This window comes from Micromonospora palomenae (assembly GCF_007829925.1).
Classification (GTDB): domain Bacteria; phylum Actinomycetota; class Actinomycetes; order Mycobacteriales; family Micromonosporaceae; genus Micromonospora; species Micromonospora purpureochromogenes.
This window is the reverse complement of record NZ_VIXA01000003.1, coordinates 164213-179723: the sequence shown is the minus strand read 5'-3', so window position 1 is coordinate 179723 and position 15511 is coordinate 164213. Positions and strand designations below refer to the sequence as shown.

Annotated in this window: 13 protein-coding genes; 9 read left to right on the top strand and 4 right to left on the bottom strand. The window is 74.1% G+C overall.

The features are described 5' to 3' along the window. Nucleotides 1–78: 78 nt before the first annotated feature. Nucleotides 79–1014: a lysophospholipid acyltransferase family protein gene (locus FHX75_RS21760; RefSeq protein ID WP_154942201.1), complete on the bottom strand. Its 936-nt coding sequence runs from the start codon at nucleotides 1012–1014 to the stop codon at nucleotides 79–81. Further along, a complete protein-coding gene (locus FHX75_RS21755; protein ID WP_154942200.1) occupies nucleotides 1011–1790 on the bottom strand; it encodes a GNAT family N-acetyltransferase in 780 nt (259 codons plus the stop codon). The genes FHX75_RS21760 and FHX75_RS21755 overlap by 4 nt, the downstream gene beginning before the upstream one ends. Before the next feature lie 181 nt (nucleotides 1791–1971). Between FHX75_RS21755 and FHX75_RS21750 the strand changes: the two genes are divergently transcribed. The 7 genes from FHX75_RS21750 (at nucleotide 1972) to FHX75_RS21720 (ending at nucleotide 12085) form a co-directional block, all read left to right on the top strand. Continuing rightward, nucleotides 1972–2643 (top strand): hypothetical protein, encoded by a 672-nt coding sequence (locus FHX75_RS21750; protein WP_154942199.1) that lies wholly within the window; start codon nucleotides 1972–1974, stop codon nucleotides 2641–2643. 151 nt (nucleotides 2644–2794) lie between these two features. Beyond that, nucleotides 2795–3733: an ABC transporter ATP-binding protein gene (locus FHX75_RS21745; RefSeq protein ID WP_154942198.1), complete on the top strand. Its 939-nt coding sequence runs from the start codon at nucleotides 2795–2797 to the stop codon at nucleotides 3731–3733. Then, nucleotides 3730–4563, top strand: coding sequence for an ABC transporter permease subunit (locus tag FHX75_RS21740; protein WP_154942197.1), 834 nt, complete (start codon nucleotides 3730–3732; stop codon nucleotides 4561–4563). The genes FHX75_RS21745 and FHX75_RS21740 overlap by 4 nt, the downstream gene beginning before the upstream one ends. 256 nt (nucleotides 4564–4819) lie before the next feature. Continuing rightward, complete coding sequence (locus tag FHX75_RS21735) at nucleotides 4820–8530, top strand: multifunctional oxoglutarate decarboxylase/oxoglutarate dehydrogenase thiamine pyrophosphate-binding subunit/dihydrolipoyllysine-residue succinyltransferase subunit (RefSeq protein WP_154942196.1); 3711 nt, start codon at nucleotides 4820–4822, stop codon at nucleotides 8528–8530. 89 nt (nucleotides 8531–8619) lie between these two features. Continuing rightward, the gene (locus FHX75_RS21730) at nucleotides 8620–8799 is read left to right on the top strand and encodes a DUF6104 family protein (RefSeq protein WP_088960493.1); all 180 of its coding nucleotides are present in this window, start codon (nucleotides 8620–8622) and stop codon (nucleotides 8797–8799) included. Nucleotides 8800–8900: 101 nt separating this feature from the next. Next, entirely contained in the window at nucleotides 8901–10967 is a 2067-nt protein-coding gene (pta, locus tag FHX75_RS21725; RefSeq protein ID WP_154942195.1) for a phosphate acetyltransferase, read from the top strand. Then, nucleotides 10964–12085, top strand: a complete 1122-nt coding sequence (locus FHX75_RS21720) for an acetate/propionate family kinase (RefSeq protein WP_154942194.1) — start codon at nucleotides 10964–10966, stop codon at nucleotides 12083–12085. The genes pta and FHX75_RS21720 overlap by 4 nt, the downstream gene beginning before the upstream one ends. A gap of 22 nt (nucleotides 12086–12107) precedes the next feature. On the opposite strand, the gene FHX75_RS30925 is transcribed toward FHX75_RS21720, so the two are convergent. Continuing rightward, the gene (locus FHX75_RS30925; protein WP_170285434.1) at nucleotides 12108–12278 is read right to left on the bottom strand and encodes a hypothetical protein; all 171 of its coding nucleotides are present in this window, start codon (nucleotides 12276–12278) and stop codon (nucleotides 12108–12110) included. 158 nt (nucleotides 12279–12436) lie between these two features. Between FHX75_RS30925 and FHX75_RS21715 the strand changes: the two genes are divergently transcribed. Both FHX75_RS21715 and FHX75_RS21710 read left to right on the top strand, forming a co-directional pair. Continuing rightward, nucleotides 12437–13324, top strand: a complete 888-nt coding sequence (locus FHX75_RS21715) for an alpha/beta hydrolase family protein (RefSeq protein WP_154942193.1) — start codon at nucleotides 12437–12439, stop codon at nucleotides 13322–13324. A 105-nt stretch (nucleotides 13325–13429) separates the two neighbouring features. Then, entirely contained in the window at nucleotides 13430–14398 is a 969-nt protein-coding gene (locus FHX75_RS21710; RefSeq protein WP_154942192.1) for an alpha/beta hydrolase family protein, read from the top strand. 114 nt (nucleotides 14399–14512) lie between these two features. Here the strand turns inward: FHX75_RS21710 and FHX75_RS21705 are convergent, their stop codons facing one another. Beyond that, the gene (locus tag FHX75_RS21705) at nucleotides 14513–15475 is read right to left on the bottom strand and encodes a zinc-binding dehydrogenase (RefSeq protein WP_211364539.1); all 963 of its coding nucleotides are present in this window, start codon (nucleotides 15473–15475) and stop codon (nucleotides 14513–14515) included. Between the last annotated feature and the right edge of the window lie 36 nt (nucleotides 15476–15511).

The following is a 15511-nucleotide window of genomic DNA, read 5'->3' as shown; positions in this document are numbered from 1 at the left end:
CGGCCGGCGGCCCACGCCCGGGGGAGCCTAACGCGATACATCGCGATAGGGCAAGACACGTCGCGAGTCGGGTGCGCGTCAGGCCGCCAGGTCCAGCCCCCGCCCGCCCGCCGGCACGCGGGTCGGGCCGACCGCGCCGACGGGACCGCCGACGGCCGGCGCGGCCACCGGCCGGAGCGGGCCGGGCCGGGCCGGCACCAGGTGGACCGCCGACTCGGCGGCCCGGGCCAGCGCCCGCCGGTCCGCGTCCGGGGCCGGGTGCAGGGCCGCGGCGACCCGCACGGTGACCACCAGGTCGCGGGCGGCGAGCACCCGGCGTACCGACCGCCAGAGGGTGTCGTCGCCGAGGAAGGCGGCCGCCGTGGTGTCCTCGCCGGTCGCGGCGCAGCGGTAGCCGACGCGCAGCGGCACCACCGGTGCCCCGGCGTCGATCGCCGCCTGGAACACGGCCGGCCGGAACCCCCGCCCCGGCCGGCAGTCGCCGGCGGTCAGGCTGCCGCACCAGGTCGTACCCTCCGGGAAGACCGCGACCGGGTCACCGGCCCGCAGCGCCCCGGCGATCCGGGCGACGGTCGCCGGCAGCTCGCGGGGCCGGGCCCGGTCGACGAAGAGCGCGCCGCCCGCACGGGCCAGCACCCCGACCAGCGGCCAGGCCCGCACCTCCCGCTTGGCCAGCATCCGGGCCGGCGTGACGGCCAGCACCGCCAGCACGTCCAGCCAGGAGACATGGTTGGCGACCAGCAGCGCGCGCCGGCGCGGCGGCCGGCCCCGCACCTCCAGCCGCACCCCGAGGGCGCGCGCCGTCGCCCGGGCCCAGCCGCGCAGCGCGGTCGCGCGCGAGGCTGCCGGCAGCACCGGCAGCAGCCCGGCCAGGCCGGCCCCCACCAGCAGCATCCCGAGTACGCCCAGCAGCCGGGCCACCCGCCGGGCGGCGGGTACGGCCGGCACCTGCCCCGACCCCGGCAGGCAGTCCGGACCGCAGCCGGAGGTGGGCCGCCACAGCTCGGCGCTCACTCCTGCGCCCCGCCCAGGAAGTGCCGCAGGTAGCGCGGGTTCATCCGGTCCAGGGAGAAGAGCACGTAGAAGTCGGCCACCCCGAAGTCCGGGTCGTACGCCGGCTCCCCGGCGACCCAGGCACCCAGCCGGAGGTAGCCGCGCAGCAGCGGCGGGATCAGCGCCTGCCCGGCGGCGCCGCCCTCGGCGGTGTCCAACGGGACCGCCCCCGGCTCGGCGAACCAGGGCCGCAACGGGCGGACCCGCAGCAGCGGCGGCGCCAGGTGCCGGGCGCGCGCCCGGGCCGCCACCTCGGCGGCGGCCCGGCCCCCGTCGCCCACCGGCACCGAGGCGCAGCCACCCAGCCAGCGGGAGCCGCGCAGGTGCAGGTAGCGGGTGATGCCCGCCCACATCAGGTTGATCACGGCACCCGAGCGGTGGTCGGGGTGGACGCAGGAGCGGCCGGCCTCCACCAGGACGTCGCGCAGTGGGTCCAGGGCGGTCAGGTCGAACTCGCTCGCGGCGTACCGGCGGTCGGTGCGTCCCGGCGGCAGCAACCGGTACGTGCCGACCACCGCGCCGGTGCGCTCCTCGCGCACGATCAGGTGGTCGCAGTGGGTGTCGAGGTCGTCGACGTCCAGCCCGGCCCCGCCCGGTCGCAGGGTCGCACCCAGCTCGGTGGCGAAGACTTCGTGGCGCAGGCGTTGCGCGGCCGCGACCTGGGTGGGGTCGTCGGCGATCAGCAGGGTGTATCCGCTGGTCGTCAGGGGTGCGCCAGCGGCGTGCAGAACGGCCATGGGACCTGTGTAGGTGGCCGGGGTTGCCGGCCGCCCCGGCGAAGGATGTCGATCCGGTGAACGGCTGTCGGCGGTCCGCCCCGAACCGCCGACCCCGGGCTACCTGACCTTCCGCCGGGCCGGCGTGGCAGGCTGCCCGGGCGGACCCGGCGGCGGCGCCGGGCACGACGGAGGTGCGTCGATGATCATCGAGTCCCGGTTCAACGGGCCGCCCGGATCGGGCAACGGCGGGTGGAGCGCCGGGGTCTTCGCCGAGGCGTACGGGGGCGACCGGCCGGTCGAGGTGACGCTGCGCCGCCCGCCCCCGCTGGAGACCTCGCTGACGCTGGCCGATGGCGACGTCCTCGACCCGGACGGGCAGCTCGTCGCCCAGGTCCGCCCGACCGACGACCCGCCCGCGGCAGTCGCCCCGGTCGACCCGGCGACGGCGGCGGCCGCCTCGGCCGCGTACCCCGGCCTGCGGGACCACCCCTTTCCCGGCTGCTACGTCTGCGGCCCGGATCGCCCGGACGGGCTGCGAATCTTCCCGGGACGGCTGCCGGACGGCCGGACCGCCGCGCCGTTCCGCGCGCCCGACCGGGTGGTGCCCGCCACGGTCTGGGCGGCGCTGGACTGCCCGGGCGGCTGGGCGGTCATCGCCCCGGGCCGGCCGTACGTCCTCGGCCGGGTCGCCGCGGTCGTCGACGCGCTGCCCCGGCCCGGCGACGAGTGCGTGGTGACCGGCGAGCTGGTCGGCGGCGAGGGGCGCAAGGCGGTCGTGCGTACCAGCCTGTACGGCCCGGCCGGCGCGCTGCTCGGCCGGGCCCGGGCCACCTGGATCGCGCTGCCCCCGGAACCCCTCTCTCGTCCCTGAGGACGACCGCCTCCTGCGTGAGGCGGAGCCCGGACTACGGACCGCGCCCGATTGACCGGGTTGCGCGCCCTTGCCAGGCTGTGCCCCGGCGCTCTCCGCAACGGCGCCGCACACCGCGGCGCGTGACGCGCCGCCGCACGGGAGGAGCACGATGTCCGACGGGCAGTGGAGCCCCAGCACCGGGACCGGCCAGATCGTGGTGTCCGGACTGACCAAGCACTACAAGAACGTCCGGGCGGTGGACAACCTGTCCTTCACCGTCGAACCGGGGCGGGTGACCGGCTTCCTCGGCCCGAACGGCGCCGGCAAGACCACCACGCTGCGGATGCTGCTGAACCTGGTCACCCCGACCAGCGGCGACGCCACCGTGGACGGTGTCCGCTACGCCGACCTGACCGACCCGCTGCGGCACGTGGGCGCGGTGCTGGAGGCGTCCAGCGCGCACAAGGGCCGCACCGGCCTCAACCACCTCCGGGTGATCTGCGCCGCGGCCGGCCTGCCCCGGCAGCGCGCCGACGAGGCGCTGGCCCTGGTCGGGCTGACCCCGGCCGCCCGGCGCAAGTTCAAGGGCTACTCGCTGGGCATGAAGCAGCGGCTCGGCATCGCCGCCGCGATGCTCGGTGACCCACGGGTGCTGATCCTGGACGAGCCGGCCAACGGGTTGGACCCGGAGGGCATCCGGTGGATGCGCGGGTTCCTCAAGAGCCTGGCCCAGGAGGGCCGCACGGTGCTGGTCTCCAGCCACCTGCTCTCCGAGATGCAGCTGCTCGCCGACGACGTGGTGATCATCGCCGCCGGCCAGCTGGTCCGGCAGGGGCCGGTCGACCAGGTGATCGGCTCGATGGCCCAGGGCGTGCGGGTGCGGGTACGCACCCCGCAGGCCGACGAGCTCGTCGCCGCGCTGAAGGCGCAGTCGGCCACCGTCACCCCGGACGAGCACGGCGTCCTGCTGGTGGACGGGGCGGACGCCCCGACCGTCGGCCGGGTCGCCCTGGCCGCCGGGGTGGAACTGCACGAACTCACCACGGAACGGCCCGACCTGGAACGGGTCTTCCTGGAGCTGACGGCCGGGAAGGCGGGCATCCGATGAACCTGGTCCGAGCCGAACTGCTCAAGATCCGTACGACCAACACGTGGTGGCTGTTCGGCCTCGGCGCGCTGGTCACCCTGGCCCTGGCGTTCCTGGTCAACGCGCTCAACGCGAACCTCACCCTCAGCGGCCCGCAGGACGTGGAGGGCCTGCCGGAGGAGCAGGCCGCACAGGTCCTGGCCTCGGCCGACGAGGTCTACCAGGCGGCGAACCTGTTCACCTCGGGGCAGTACTTCGGGCTGCTCTTCGTGCTGCTGCTCGGCATCATCGTGGTGACGAACGAGTTCTACCACCAGACCGCGACGACCACCTTCCTCACCACCCCGCACCGGACGGTGGTGGTCACCGCCAAGCTGGTCGCGGCGGCGCTGATCGGCGCGTTCTTCTGGCTGGTCACCACCGTGCTGACCGTGCCGGCGACGCTGATCTTCTTCGCGGCCAAGGGTTGGGACGCGCACCTGGGCGACTGGGACATCACCCGCGCGATCCTGCTCAACCTGCTGGCGTACGTGCTCTGGGGCGTCTTCGGCGTCGGCTTCGGCGTGCTGATCCGCAGCCAGATCGGGGCGACCATCACCGCCGTGGTGCTCTACCTGGTCGGCACGACGGCGGCGAACCTGGTCTTCTTCCTGCTCCAGCAGTGGCTGGAGCAGGACTGGATCAGCAAGCTGGCGGTGATCGTGCCGTCCACCGCGTCCTCGCTGATGATCAGCGGCACCGAACTGCCGGGCAACCCGCCGCAGTGGGTCGGCGCGGTGGTCCTGATCGCGTACGCCGTGGTGACCTCGGCGGCCGGCAGCCTCATCATGCGGCGCCGCGACATCGCCTGAGCGGACCCGGGCGACGGCCCCGGTCGGTGGCGGTGACGTCACGGACCGGGGCCGTCGCATCTACCAGGAGTCGACGCGACACGCTGGGTTTGGCGAACTTCTGGCATCTTCTGTGAAACGGGCCACCCGTCGGAGGCGGAAATGCCTGCGGCATTCCTACGGCGTAGCCTGGGAGCCGTCTCCCGTGCGCCGGTAACCGGGCACGGGTGCCGACCGCGTGACATACGAACCCGCGTGAAAGAGGCGATTACCGGCCGTGTCGACCCAGCAGACTTCGCAGGAGAACCCACTGGCGGGTTTCGGCCCGAACGAGTGGATCGTCGAGGAGATGTACCAGCGCTACCTCGCCGACCCGTCGAGCGTCGACTCGGCCTGGCACGACTTCTTCGCCGACTACCGGCCGGCCCCGGGCGCCGCCACGCCGCGCCCCGCCGAGGAGAAGGCCCCGCCCAAGGCCGCCCCCGCCGAGCCGGCCGGCCAGCAGGAGGCCGCCGCGACCGTGGCGCAGCCGGCCGCCCCCGCCAAGCCGGCCCCCGCCGCCAAGGCCCCCGCCAAGCCGGCGCCGGCCAAGGCCGCCCCGGCCAAGCCGGCCGCCAAGGCACCGGCCGTGAGCGGTGCGGGCACCACCCCGCTGCGCGGCGTGGCCGCCAAGATCGTGCAGAACATGGACGCCTCGCTGGCGGTGCCGACCGCGACCAGCGTGCGCGCCGTCCCGGCCAAGCTGCTGGTCGACAACCGCATCGTGATCAACAACCACCTCGCCCGCGGGCGCGGTGGCAAGGTCAGCTTCACCCACCTGATCGGGTACGCGCTGGTCCGGGCGCTGGTCGAGCACCCCGAGATGAACAACTCCTTCGCCGAGGTCGACGGCAAGCCGGCGATGGTCCGCCCGGAGCACGTCAACCTGGGCATCGCCATCGACCTGGCCAAGCCGGACGGCTCCCGCAACCTGGTGGTGCCGTCCATCAAGGCCTGCGAGCAGATGGACTTCCGGCAGTTCTGGCAGGCGTACGAGGACGTGGTCCGGCGCGCCCGCCGCAACGAGCTGACCATGGAGGACTACGCCGGCACCACCATCTCGCTGACCAACCCGGGCGGCATCGGCACGGTGCACTCGATCCCCCGCCTGATGCAGGGGCAGAGCGCCATCATCGGCGTCGGCGCGATGGAGTACCCGGCGCCGTACCAGGGCATGAGCGAGGCCACCCTGGCCGAGTTGGCGGTCAGCAAGATCATCACGCTGACCAGCACGTACGACCACCGGATCATCCAGGGCGCGCAGTCCGGCGAGTTCCTCAAGGTGATGCACGAGCTGCTGCTCGGCGAGCGCGGCTTCTACGACCAGATCTTCACCTCGCTGCGCATCCCGTACGAGCCGGTGCGCTGGATGCGGGACGTCGCGGTCGACTCCGAGGGCCAGATCAACAAGACCGCGCGGGTGCACGAGCTGATCCACGCGTACCGGGTGCGCGGCCACCTGATGGCCGACACCGACCCGCTGGAGTTCAAGATCCGGAAGCACCCGGACCTGGACGTCCTCCAGCACGGGCTGACCCTGTGGGACCTCGACCGGGTCTTCCCGGTCAACGGCTTCGCCGGCCGGCAGCGGATGAAGCTGCGGGAGATCCTCGGCGTGCTGCGCGACTCGTACTGCCGCCGGGTCGGCATCGAGTACATGCACATCCAGGACCCGGAGGAGCGCCGCTGGATCCAGGAGCGGATCGAGCGCAAGTACGAGAAGCCGCCGGCCGACGAGCAGAAGCACGTGCTCAACCGGCTCAACGCCGCCGAGGCCTTCGAGACCTTCCTGCAGACCAAGTACGTCGGGCAGAAGCGCTTCTCGCTGGAGGGCGGCGAGTCCCTGATCCCGCTGCTGGGCGAGATCCTGGAGTCGTCCGCCGAGGGCGGGCTGGACGAGGTCGTCATCGGCATGGCCCACCGCGGCCGGCTGAACGTGCTGGCCAACATCGTCGGCAAGCCGTACGAGAAGATCTTCTCCGAGTTCGAGGGCCACCTGGACCCGCGCTCGACCCAGGGCTCCGGCGACGTGAAGTACCACCTGGGCCAGAACGGCAAGTTCACCACCCCGGACGGCGACCACGCGGTCAAGGTCTCGGTGGTGGCGAACCCGTCGCACCTGGAGGCCGTGGACCCGGTGCTGGAGGGCATCGTCCGGGCCAAGCAGGACCGGATCGACCTGAAGCTGGAGGGCTACACCGTGCTGCCGCTGGCGGTGCACGGTGACGCCGCGTTCGCCGGCCAGGGCGTGGTCGCCGAGACGCTCAACCTCTCCCAGCTGCGCGGCTACCGCACCGGCGGCACCGTGCACGTGGTGGTCAACAACCAGGTCGGCTTCACCACCGCCCCGGAGTACAGCCGCTCCAGCCTCTACAGCACCGACGTGGCCCGGATGATCCAGGCGCCGATCTTCCACGTCAACGGCGACGACCCCGAGGCCGTGGTCCGGGTCGCCCGGCTGGCCTTCGAGTACCGGCAGGCGTTCAACAAGGACGTCGTGATCGACATGGTCTGCTACCGCCGGCGCGGGCACAACGAGGGCGACGACCCCTCGATGTCCAACCCGGAGATGTACAAGATCATCGACTCGAAGCGCTCGGTCCGCAAGCTCTACACCGAGGAGCTGATCGGGCGGGGTGACATCACCGTGGAGGACGCGGAGGAGCTGCTGCGCGACTACCAGGGGCAGCTGGAGCGGGTCTTCAAGGCCACCCGCGACGCCGCCACCACCCCGCGCCAGCTCAGCCGGCCGCGCCGCGAGGAGGAGCCGGAGCCGCAGGTGGAGACCGCCACCGACGCCGCCGTGGTCAAGGCGATCGGCGAGGCGCACGTCAACCTCCCCGAGGGCTTCACCCCGCACAAGCGGATCCAGCAGCTGCTCGACCGGCGGGCCAAGATGTCCGTCGAGGGCAACATCGACTGGGGCTACGGCGAGATCATCGCCTTCGGCGCGCTGCTGCACGACGGGGTCACCGTCCGGCTCGCCGGGCAGGACTCCCGCCGCGGCACCTTCGTCCAGCGGCACGCCTCGGTGGTGGACGCCAAGACCGGCGACGACTACCTGCCGCTGAAGTCGCTCACCGGCGACGGCGAGCGGTCCCGGTTCTTCGTGCACGACTCGCTGCTGTCCGAGTACGCCGCGATGGGCTTCGAGTACGGCTACTCGGTGGAGAACGTCAACGCGCTGGTCTGCTGGGAGGCCCAGTTCGGTGACTTCGTCAACGGCGCCCAGTCGGTGATCGACGAGTTCATCTCCTCCGGCGAGGTGAAGTGGGGCCAGCGCTCCGCGGTCACCCTGCTGCTGCCGCACGGCCACGAGGGCCAGGGCCCGGACCACACGTCGGGTCGCCCGGAGCGGTTCCTCCAGCTCTGCGCGGAGGACAACATGCGGGTGTCCATCCCGACCACCCCGGCGAACTACTTCCACCTGCTGCGTCGCCAGGCCCTGTCGCCGAAGCGCAAGCCGCTGGTGGTGTTCACGCCGAAGTCGCTGCTGCGGCACAAGCTCTGCGTCTCCCCGGTGGAGGACTTCACCACCGGCACCTTCCAGCCGGTGCTGGCCGACACCGCCGCCCCGGCGCCGGAGCAGGTGAAGCGGGTGCTGCTCTGCTCGGGCAAGATCTACTACGACCTGTTCCAGGCCCGGGCCGAGCGCGGCGTCACCGACACCGTGATCCTCCGGATGGAGCAGCTCTACCCGCTGCCGATCGAGGAGATCCGGGCCGCCCTGGCGCAGTACCCGAACGCCGAGGACTTCGCCTGGGTGCAGGAGGAGCCGGCCAACCAGGGTGCCTGGTCGTTCGTCGCGCTCAACCTGCTGGAGCACCTGGCCGACGTCCGGCTGCGGCGGATCTCCCGCCCGGCCGCGGCGGCCCCGGCGGTCGGCTCGGCCAAGATGCACGAGGTCGAGCAGACCGCGCTGATCGAGGCGGCCCTCCCCCGCCCGTGACCTGACCGCACCGCCGAGACCCGGGGCAGCGCCGTCCGCCGACGGCCCTGCCCCGGTTCCGTCGGCACCCTCCCGACAAGGACATACGGATGTACTTCACCGACCGTGGCATCGAGGAACTCGTCGAGCGCCGGGCCGACGAGCAGGTCAGCATCGAGTGGCTGGCCGAGCGCCTGCGCGACTTCGTCGACCTGAACCCCGAGTTCGAGACCCCCATCGAACGCTTCGCCACCTACCTGGCCCGCCTCGACGACGAGGACGACGAGTAACCCCGGGACCACCCGTCCAACCCCGGGACCACCCCGTCCGGCCCGGGTGGGTGGGACGGAGGTCCCGGGCGCGGGAACGCGTGATCTCCTAGGGTGGGGTCGTGGCCCGCAGCGTCTACCTGACCAGCGTGGGGTCCGGCGGGGGGAAGTCGACCATCGCCCTCGGCCTCGCGGAACTCCTCTCCCGACAGGTCGAGCGGATCGGCGTGTTCCGGCCGCTGGTCGCCGACACCGGCGCCGACCCGATCCTCGCCCTGCTGGTCGACCGCTACCGGGTGGACCTGCCGCAGCATGAGCTGACCGGCGCCACCTACGCCGAGGCGAGCGCCCTGGTCGCGGACGGCCGCCGGGAGGAACTGATCTCCCGGATCGTCGAGCGCTACCGCAGCGTCGAGCAGCGCTGCCCGGCCGTGGTCGTGGTGGGCAGCGACTTCGCCGACGGCGGCGAGGGCGCGGGCCCCCGCGAGCTGGCCTTCAACGCCCGGCTGGCCACCGAGTTCGGCAGCGTGGTGGTGCCGGTGATCGACGGCTTCGGGCAGGAGCCGGAGGCGATCGCGGCGGCGGCGCGTGGGGCGTTCCACGATCTGGAGGATCTGGGCGCGACGGTGCTTGCGGTGATCGCCAACCGGGTGCCCGGGCCGATGACCCTGCCGGAGCTGCCCGTCCCCGCGTACGCCATCCCGGAGGTGCCGACCGTGTCGGCGCCGACGGTGGCCGAGGTGGCGGCGGCGCTCGGCGCCACCCTGCTCGCCGGTGACGACGCCGCGCTCGACCGCGACGTGCTCGACTACGTGGTCGGCGCCGCGCACGTGCCCACCCTGCTCGACCACCTCACCGAGGGGGCGCTGGTGATCACCCCGGGCGACCGGGCGGACCTGCTGGTCGCGGCCAGCGCCGCGCACGTCGCCGGGCAGGTCTCGGTGGCCGGGCTGGTGCTCACCCTCGGCGAGCAGCCCGATCCCCGGGCGATGCGGCTGGTCGAGGGGCTCAACACCGGGCTGGCGGTGCTCTCGGTACGCAGCGACAGCTACGACACGGTGGCCGCGTCCAGCCGGATCGAGGGCCGCCCGAGCCCGGCCAACCCGCGCAAGGTGGAGGCGGCGCTCGGCGCGTTCGAGGGCAACGTGGACACCGTCGACCTGGCCCGCCGGCTGCGGGTCAGCCGGTCCGAACGGGTCACCCCGCTGATGTTCGAGTACGACCTGATCGACCGCGCCCGGGCCACCCGCCGCCGGCTGGTGCTGCCCGAGGGGGCCGAGGAGCGCATCCTGCGGGCGGCGGAGGTGCTGCTCCGGCGGGGCGTGGCCGACCTGACCCTGCTCGGCCGCCCGGACGACGTCGCCCGCCGCACCCGGGAGCTGGGCATCGACGTCACCGGCGCCGACGTCGTCGACCCGGTCACCAGCGCCTGGCGCGACGAGTTCGCCGTCGAGTACGCGCGGCTGCGCGCCCACCGCGGCGTCACGGTCGAGCTGGCGCACGACGTCGTGGCGCGGCCCAACTACTTCGGCACGATGATGGTGGCCACCGGCCACGCCGACGGCATGGTCTCCGGGGCCACCCACACCACGGCGGCGACCATCCGCCCGGCGTTCGAGATCATCCGGACGGTGCCCGGGGTCTCGGTGGCCTCCAGCGTCTTCTTCATGCTGCTCGCCGACCGGGTGCTGGTCTACGGCGACTGCGCGGTCAACCCCGACCCGGACGCCGCCCAGCTCGCCGACATCGCCATGTCGTCGGCCGACACCGCCGCCCGGTTCGGCATCGAGCCCCGGGTGGCGATGCTGTCGTACTCCACCGGCGACTCGGGGGCCGGGGCGGACGTGGAGAAGGTCGCGGCGGCCACCAAGCTGGTCCGCGAGCGCCGCCCGGAGCTGCTGGTGGAGGGCCCGATCCAGTACGACGCGGCGATCGATCCGCAGGTCGCGGCGACGAAGCTGCCGCAGAGCACGGTGGCCGGCCGGGCGACGGTCTTCATCTTCCCGGACCTGAACACCGGCAACAACACGTACAAGGCGGTGCAGCGCTCGGCGGGCGCGGTCGCGGTCGGCCCGGTGATGCAGGGCCTGCGCCGCCCGGTCAACGACCTGTCCCGGGGCGCGACGGTCGCCGACATCGTCAACACCGTGGCGATCACCGCCATCCAGGCCGCCGCGGAGGCGTCATGACCGACCGGGTGCTCGTCCTCAACTGCGGTTCGTCGTCGGTGAAGTACCGGCTCTACGACGGCGAGACGGTCCGCGACTCCGGGACCGTGGAGCGGGTCGGCGAGCCCGGGGGCGGGCCGGCCGACCACGTCACCGCCGTCCGGCAGATCCTGGACCGGCTCGACCTGGACGGGCTGGGCGCGGTCGGGCACCGGGTGGTGCACGGCGGCCGGCGGTTCAGCGAACCGGTGCTGATCGACGACGCGGTGCTCACCGCGATCCGGGAGCTGGTGCCGCTCGCGCCGCTGCACAACCCGGCCAACCTGGCCGGTATCGAGGTGGCCCGGGAGGCGCTGCCCGACGTGCCGCAGGTCGCCGTCTTCGACACCGCCTTCCACCATTCGCTGCCCGAGGCCGCCGCCACCTACGCCATCGACCGGGACGTCGCCGAGCGCTACGGCGTCCGCCGGTACGGCTTCCACGGCACCTCGCACGCGTACGTCTCGCGGCGCACGGCGGAGTTGCTCGGCCGGCCGTACGAGGCGCTGCACACGATCACCCTGCACCTGGGCAACGGGGCCAGCGCCTGCGCGGTCGCCGGCGGCCGCAGCGTGGCCACCTCGATGGGCATGTCCCCGCTGGAGGGCCTGGTGATGGGCACCCGCAGCGGTGACCTGGACCCGACGGTCATCTTCCACCTGCGCCGGGAGGGCGGGCTGGGGGTGGACGAGATCGACGACCTGCTCAACCACCGCAGCGGGCTGCTCGGCCTGACCGGCGCGAACGACATGCGCGAGGTGCTCCAGCGGCGGGCCGCCGGGGACCCGGCCGCCACGCTGGCCTTCGACGTCTACTGCCGCCGGATCACCGGGTACGTCGGGGCGTACTACGCCCTGCTCGGCCGGGTCGACGCGGTCACCTTCACCGCCGGGGTGGGCGAGCACTCCGCCGAGGTCCGGGCCGCGGCGCTGGCCGGGCTGGACCGGCTGGGCATCGCCGTGGACCCGGCGCGCAACGCCGGCGCCGGCGACCGGGTGATCTCGCCCGACGGCGCCGAGGTCAGCGTCTGCGTGATCGGCACCGACGAGGAGCGGGAGATCGCCCGGGAGGCCCGTGTGGTGGCGGCGACCGCCGGCTGAGCGGAACCGGGTCGGCGGCGGCTCAGCCCAGGGCCAGCCAGCCGGCTACGGCGACCAGCAGCACCGCGACCGCGGCCGCACCGGCGATCAGCGGCAGGCGGGACGCCACCTCGACGGGCGCGGCGGGCTCCGAGTGGGCGAAGGCGCGGAACTGCTCGGTGTTGCCGCTGGGGTCAACGTACTCGTCAGACATGCCGGAGACCCTAGCGAAACCGCGCACCCCGCACGATCCCGCCGAACCCAGGGTGACGCTTGCGATCCGAGCGGTGGACGGGAACCGGCCGGGCGGCGGGCGGCACCCGGTCCGGACGGTGGGGCCGGGGTGGGCCGCCGGCCCCCTACCGTGAAGGGATGGGGGTGCCGCGGCCGGTCGTCGCGCTGATGACGGCGCTGCTGGCGGGCTGCGCACCGGCCACCGCCGCGGTCGGCGGGCCACCGCCGGCCGGGCACGCCCCGGACCGGCTCCACCCGGTCGCGGTACGCACCCTCACCATCGACCCGACCGGGCCCCGGCCGCTGCCGGTGACGCTCTGGTACCCGGCCGAGGGCGGGCGGGTCGCCCCGGGGCGGTTCCCGGTGGTGGTCTACAGCCACGGCCTGTGGAGCCTGCCCGAGCTGCACGCCGGGCTCACCACCCGCTGGGCGGCGGCGGGGTTCGTGGTGGCCGCGCCGACGTACCCGCACACCAACCTGCGGGCCCGGACGTTCACCCGGGCCGACGTCCGGCACCAGCCGGCGGACGGCTGGCGGCTGGTGCGGTACCTGGCCCGGCTCGACGCGGGGCGGGCGGACCCGCTCGCCGGGCACCTGGACGTCAGCCGGGTCGCCGCCGCCGGTCACTCGGCGGGCGGCTTCACCACCGCCGGTATGTTCACCTCGGGGTACTCGGCGCGGCTCCGCTCCGGCATCGTGATCGCCGGCGGCGGGCTGGCCGGCAGCTTCGCCGGGCCGGCCGCTCCCCTGCTCTTCGTGCACGGCACCGCCGACCCGGTGGTGCCGCTGGGCGTCGGTCGGGCCGCGTACGACCGGGCCGGCGCGCCGGCGGCCTTCCTGAGCGTGCTCGGGCAGGGGCACGGCGAGTACCTGACCCCGGGCCGCCCGGGCTTCGACCAGGTGCTCGCCACCACCACGGACTTCCTCCGCTGGACGCTCTACGACGACCGGGAGGCCGCCCGGCGCCTGCCCGCCGACGCCCTCCGGCCCGGCGTCACCGCCCTCGACGACCGCCTGCGCCCCTGAGCGCGGATGCCCGGCGGTCGCGGTCCGGCCACCGGCGGTCCGCCGCAGGTCACACTGCGTCCAACAGTGGCCGGACACCCCGTCGACGGGGGCACAATCGGATTCATGTCCCGTCGCCCCACCCCGGTCCTGCTCGCCACCGCCCTGCTCTCCGTCGGCCTCGCCGGCTGCTCGGCGGCGCCCGCCCCGACCGCCCGGCCGGCCGCCCCGCCGGAGCCGCCGAAGGCCACCACCCCGGCCCCGCGGGTACCCGCCGGCACCGCGCCGGGGAAGACCTTCGCCGTCGGCGTACGCCAGGTGAAGCTCAACCGGGACGGTGACCGCCCGCTGCCGGTCACCGTCTGGTACCCGGCCCGGGGCGGGGCCGGTGGCGGGCCGGAGCGGGGGGCGGACGTGGCGGACGGGCGGTTCCCGGTGGTGATGTTCAGCCACGGCCTGAACGGCCGGCCGGACGACTACGCGGAGCTGCTCACCCGGTGGGCGGCGGGCGGGTTCGTGGTGGCCGCGCCGACCTTCCCGCACACCAGCCGGGGCGCCGACGGCAACGTGCTCGACGTGCTCAACCAGCCCGCCGACGTCTCGTACGCGCTGGACAAGGTGCTCGCGCTGGACGGCAGGGCCGGTGACCCGCTGCGCGGCCGGCTGGCCACCGACCGGGTGGCCGCGGCCGGGCACTCGGCCGGCGGGGTGACCACCATCGGCCTCTTCACCGCCGGCCGGGACGAACGCCTCGACGCCGGGGTGGTCTTCGCCGGGACCGCGCTCGGGGTCGGCACCGCCTTCGCCGGGGCTGCCGCGCCGCAACTCTTCGTGCACGGCGAGGCCGACGAGGTGGTCGACTACGCCGCCGGCAAGGCGGTGTACGACGCGGTCCCCTGGCCGAAGGCGATGCTGAGCCTGCCGAAGGGCGACCACGGCCGGGCCCTGCTCAGCGACGGCGCGGCGCTGCGGGTGGTCTCCGACACCACGCTGGAGTTCCTCCGCTGGACCCTCTACGGCGACGCGGCGGCCCGGGACCGCCTCCCCGCCGACGCCGCCCGCGGCAACCTCGCCACCCTCGACGACCACCTCTGACCCCCGCCGCCGGCCGCCGGCCGGCGCACTTTCACAGAGAGAGTGGCCATCCGACGCGGAATGGCCACTCTCTCTCTCTCTCTCTCTCTCGGAAACTGCCGGGATCTTGGGGGGTCAGGCGGTGTGGTCGATGACGACCTTGCCGAAGACGTCGCCGGAGTGCAGGCGGGCGAAGGCGTCCTCGACCTTGCTGAACGGCACCACGCTGTCCACCACCGGGCGCACCTCGTGCTCGGCGCAGAAGGCCAGCAGGTCGGTCAGCTCGTCCGGGGTACCCATGGAGGTGCCGAGGATCTCCAGCTGCATGGCGAAGACCCGCCGCAGGTTGATCTTCGGCTCGTGCCCGGCGGTCGCCCCGGAGACCACGATCCGGGCCAGCGGGGCGGCGGACTTCAGCGAGTGGTCGAAGGTGGCCGCGCCGACCGTCTCGATCACCACGTCGACCCGCTCCGGCAGGCGTGCGCCGGGTTCCAGCGCGGTCGCCCCGAGGGCGGCGATCCGCTCCCGCTTGCCGGCGTCCCGGCTGGTCGCGTACACCCGCTTGCCGTGCCCCACGGCGAGCGCGACGGCCGCGGTGGCCACGCCACCGCCCGCGCCCTGGACCAGCACCGACTCGGCGTCGTCGATCCGGCCCTTGGTGGTCAGCATCCGCCACGCGGTCAGCCAGGCCGTCGGCAGGCAGGCCGCGTCGGTCGCCGACAGGCCCGTCGGCAGCGGAATCAGGTTCACCCGGGGTACGGCCACCCGCTCGGCGAGGGTGCCGGCGAAGTGCTCGGAGAGGATGGAGACGCCACGCGGGTCGCCGGGGGTGGGCACCACCGGGTAGATGACCACCTCGTTGCCGTCCGGGTCGGTGCCGACCGCGTCGCAGCCCAGGATCATCGGCAGCTGGTCGGGGGTCAGGCCCACCCCGCGCAGGGACCACAGGTCGTGGTGGTTGAGCGAGCTGGCCAGCACCTGCACGGTCACCCAGTCTTCCTCCGGGTGGATCGGCTCGGGACGCTCGCCGACGGTCAACGCGGCGAGCGGATTGTCGGTGTCGAAGCTCGAGGCATAGGCGGCACGCATGGTCGGCACCGTAACAAGCGGAGCCGCCCCCGACCCAGGACCTAT

Coding starts and splice junctions, on each gene's coding strand:
- FHX75_RS21715 (WP_154942193.1), top strand. CDS start 12,437: ATGGGGGTGCCGCGGCCGGTCGTCGCGCTGATGACGGCGCTGCTGGCG.
- FHX75_RS21745 (WP_154942198.1), top strand. CDS start 2,795: ATGTCCGACGGGCAGTGGAGCCCCAGCACCGGGACCGGCCAGATCGTG.
- FHX75_RS21720 (WP_154942194.1), top strand. CDS start 10,964: ATGACCGACCGGGTGCTCGTCCTCAACTGCGGTTCGTCGTCGGTGAAG.
- FHX75_RS21710 (WP_154942192.1), top strand. CDS start 13,430: ATGTCCCGTCGCCCCACCCCGGTCCTGCTCGCCACCGCCCTGCTCTCC.
- FHX75_RS21750 (WP_154942199.1), top strand. CDS start 1,972: ATGATCATCGAGTCCCGGTTCAACGGGCCGCCCGGATCGGGCAACGGC.
- FHX75_RS21730 (WP_088960493.1), top strand. CDS start 8,620: ATGTACTTCACCGACCGTGGCATCGAGGAACTCGTCGAGCGCCGGGCC.
- FHX75_RS21755 (WP_154942200.1), bottom strand. CDS start 1,790: ATGGCCGTTCTGCACGCCGCTGGCGCACCCCTGACGACCAGCGGATAC.
- FHX75_RS30925 (WP_170285434.1), bottom strand. CDS start 12,278: ATGTCTGACGAGTACGTTGACCCCAGCGGCAACACCGAGCAGTTCCGC.
- FHX75_RS21740 (WP_154942197.1), top strand. CDS start 3,730: ATGAACCTGGTCCGAGCCGAACTGCTCAAGATCCGTACGACCAACACG.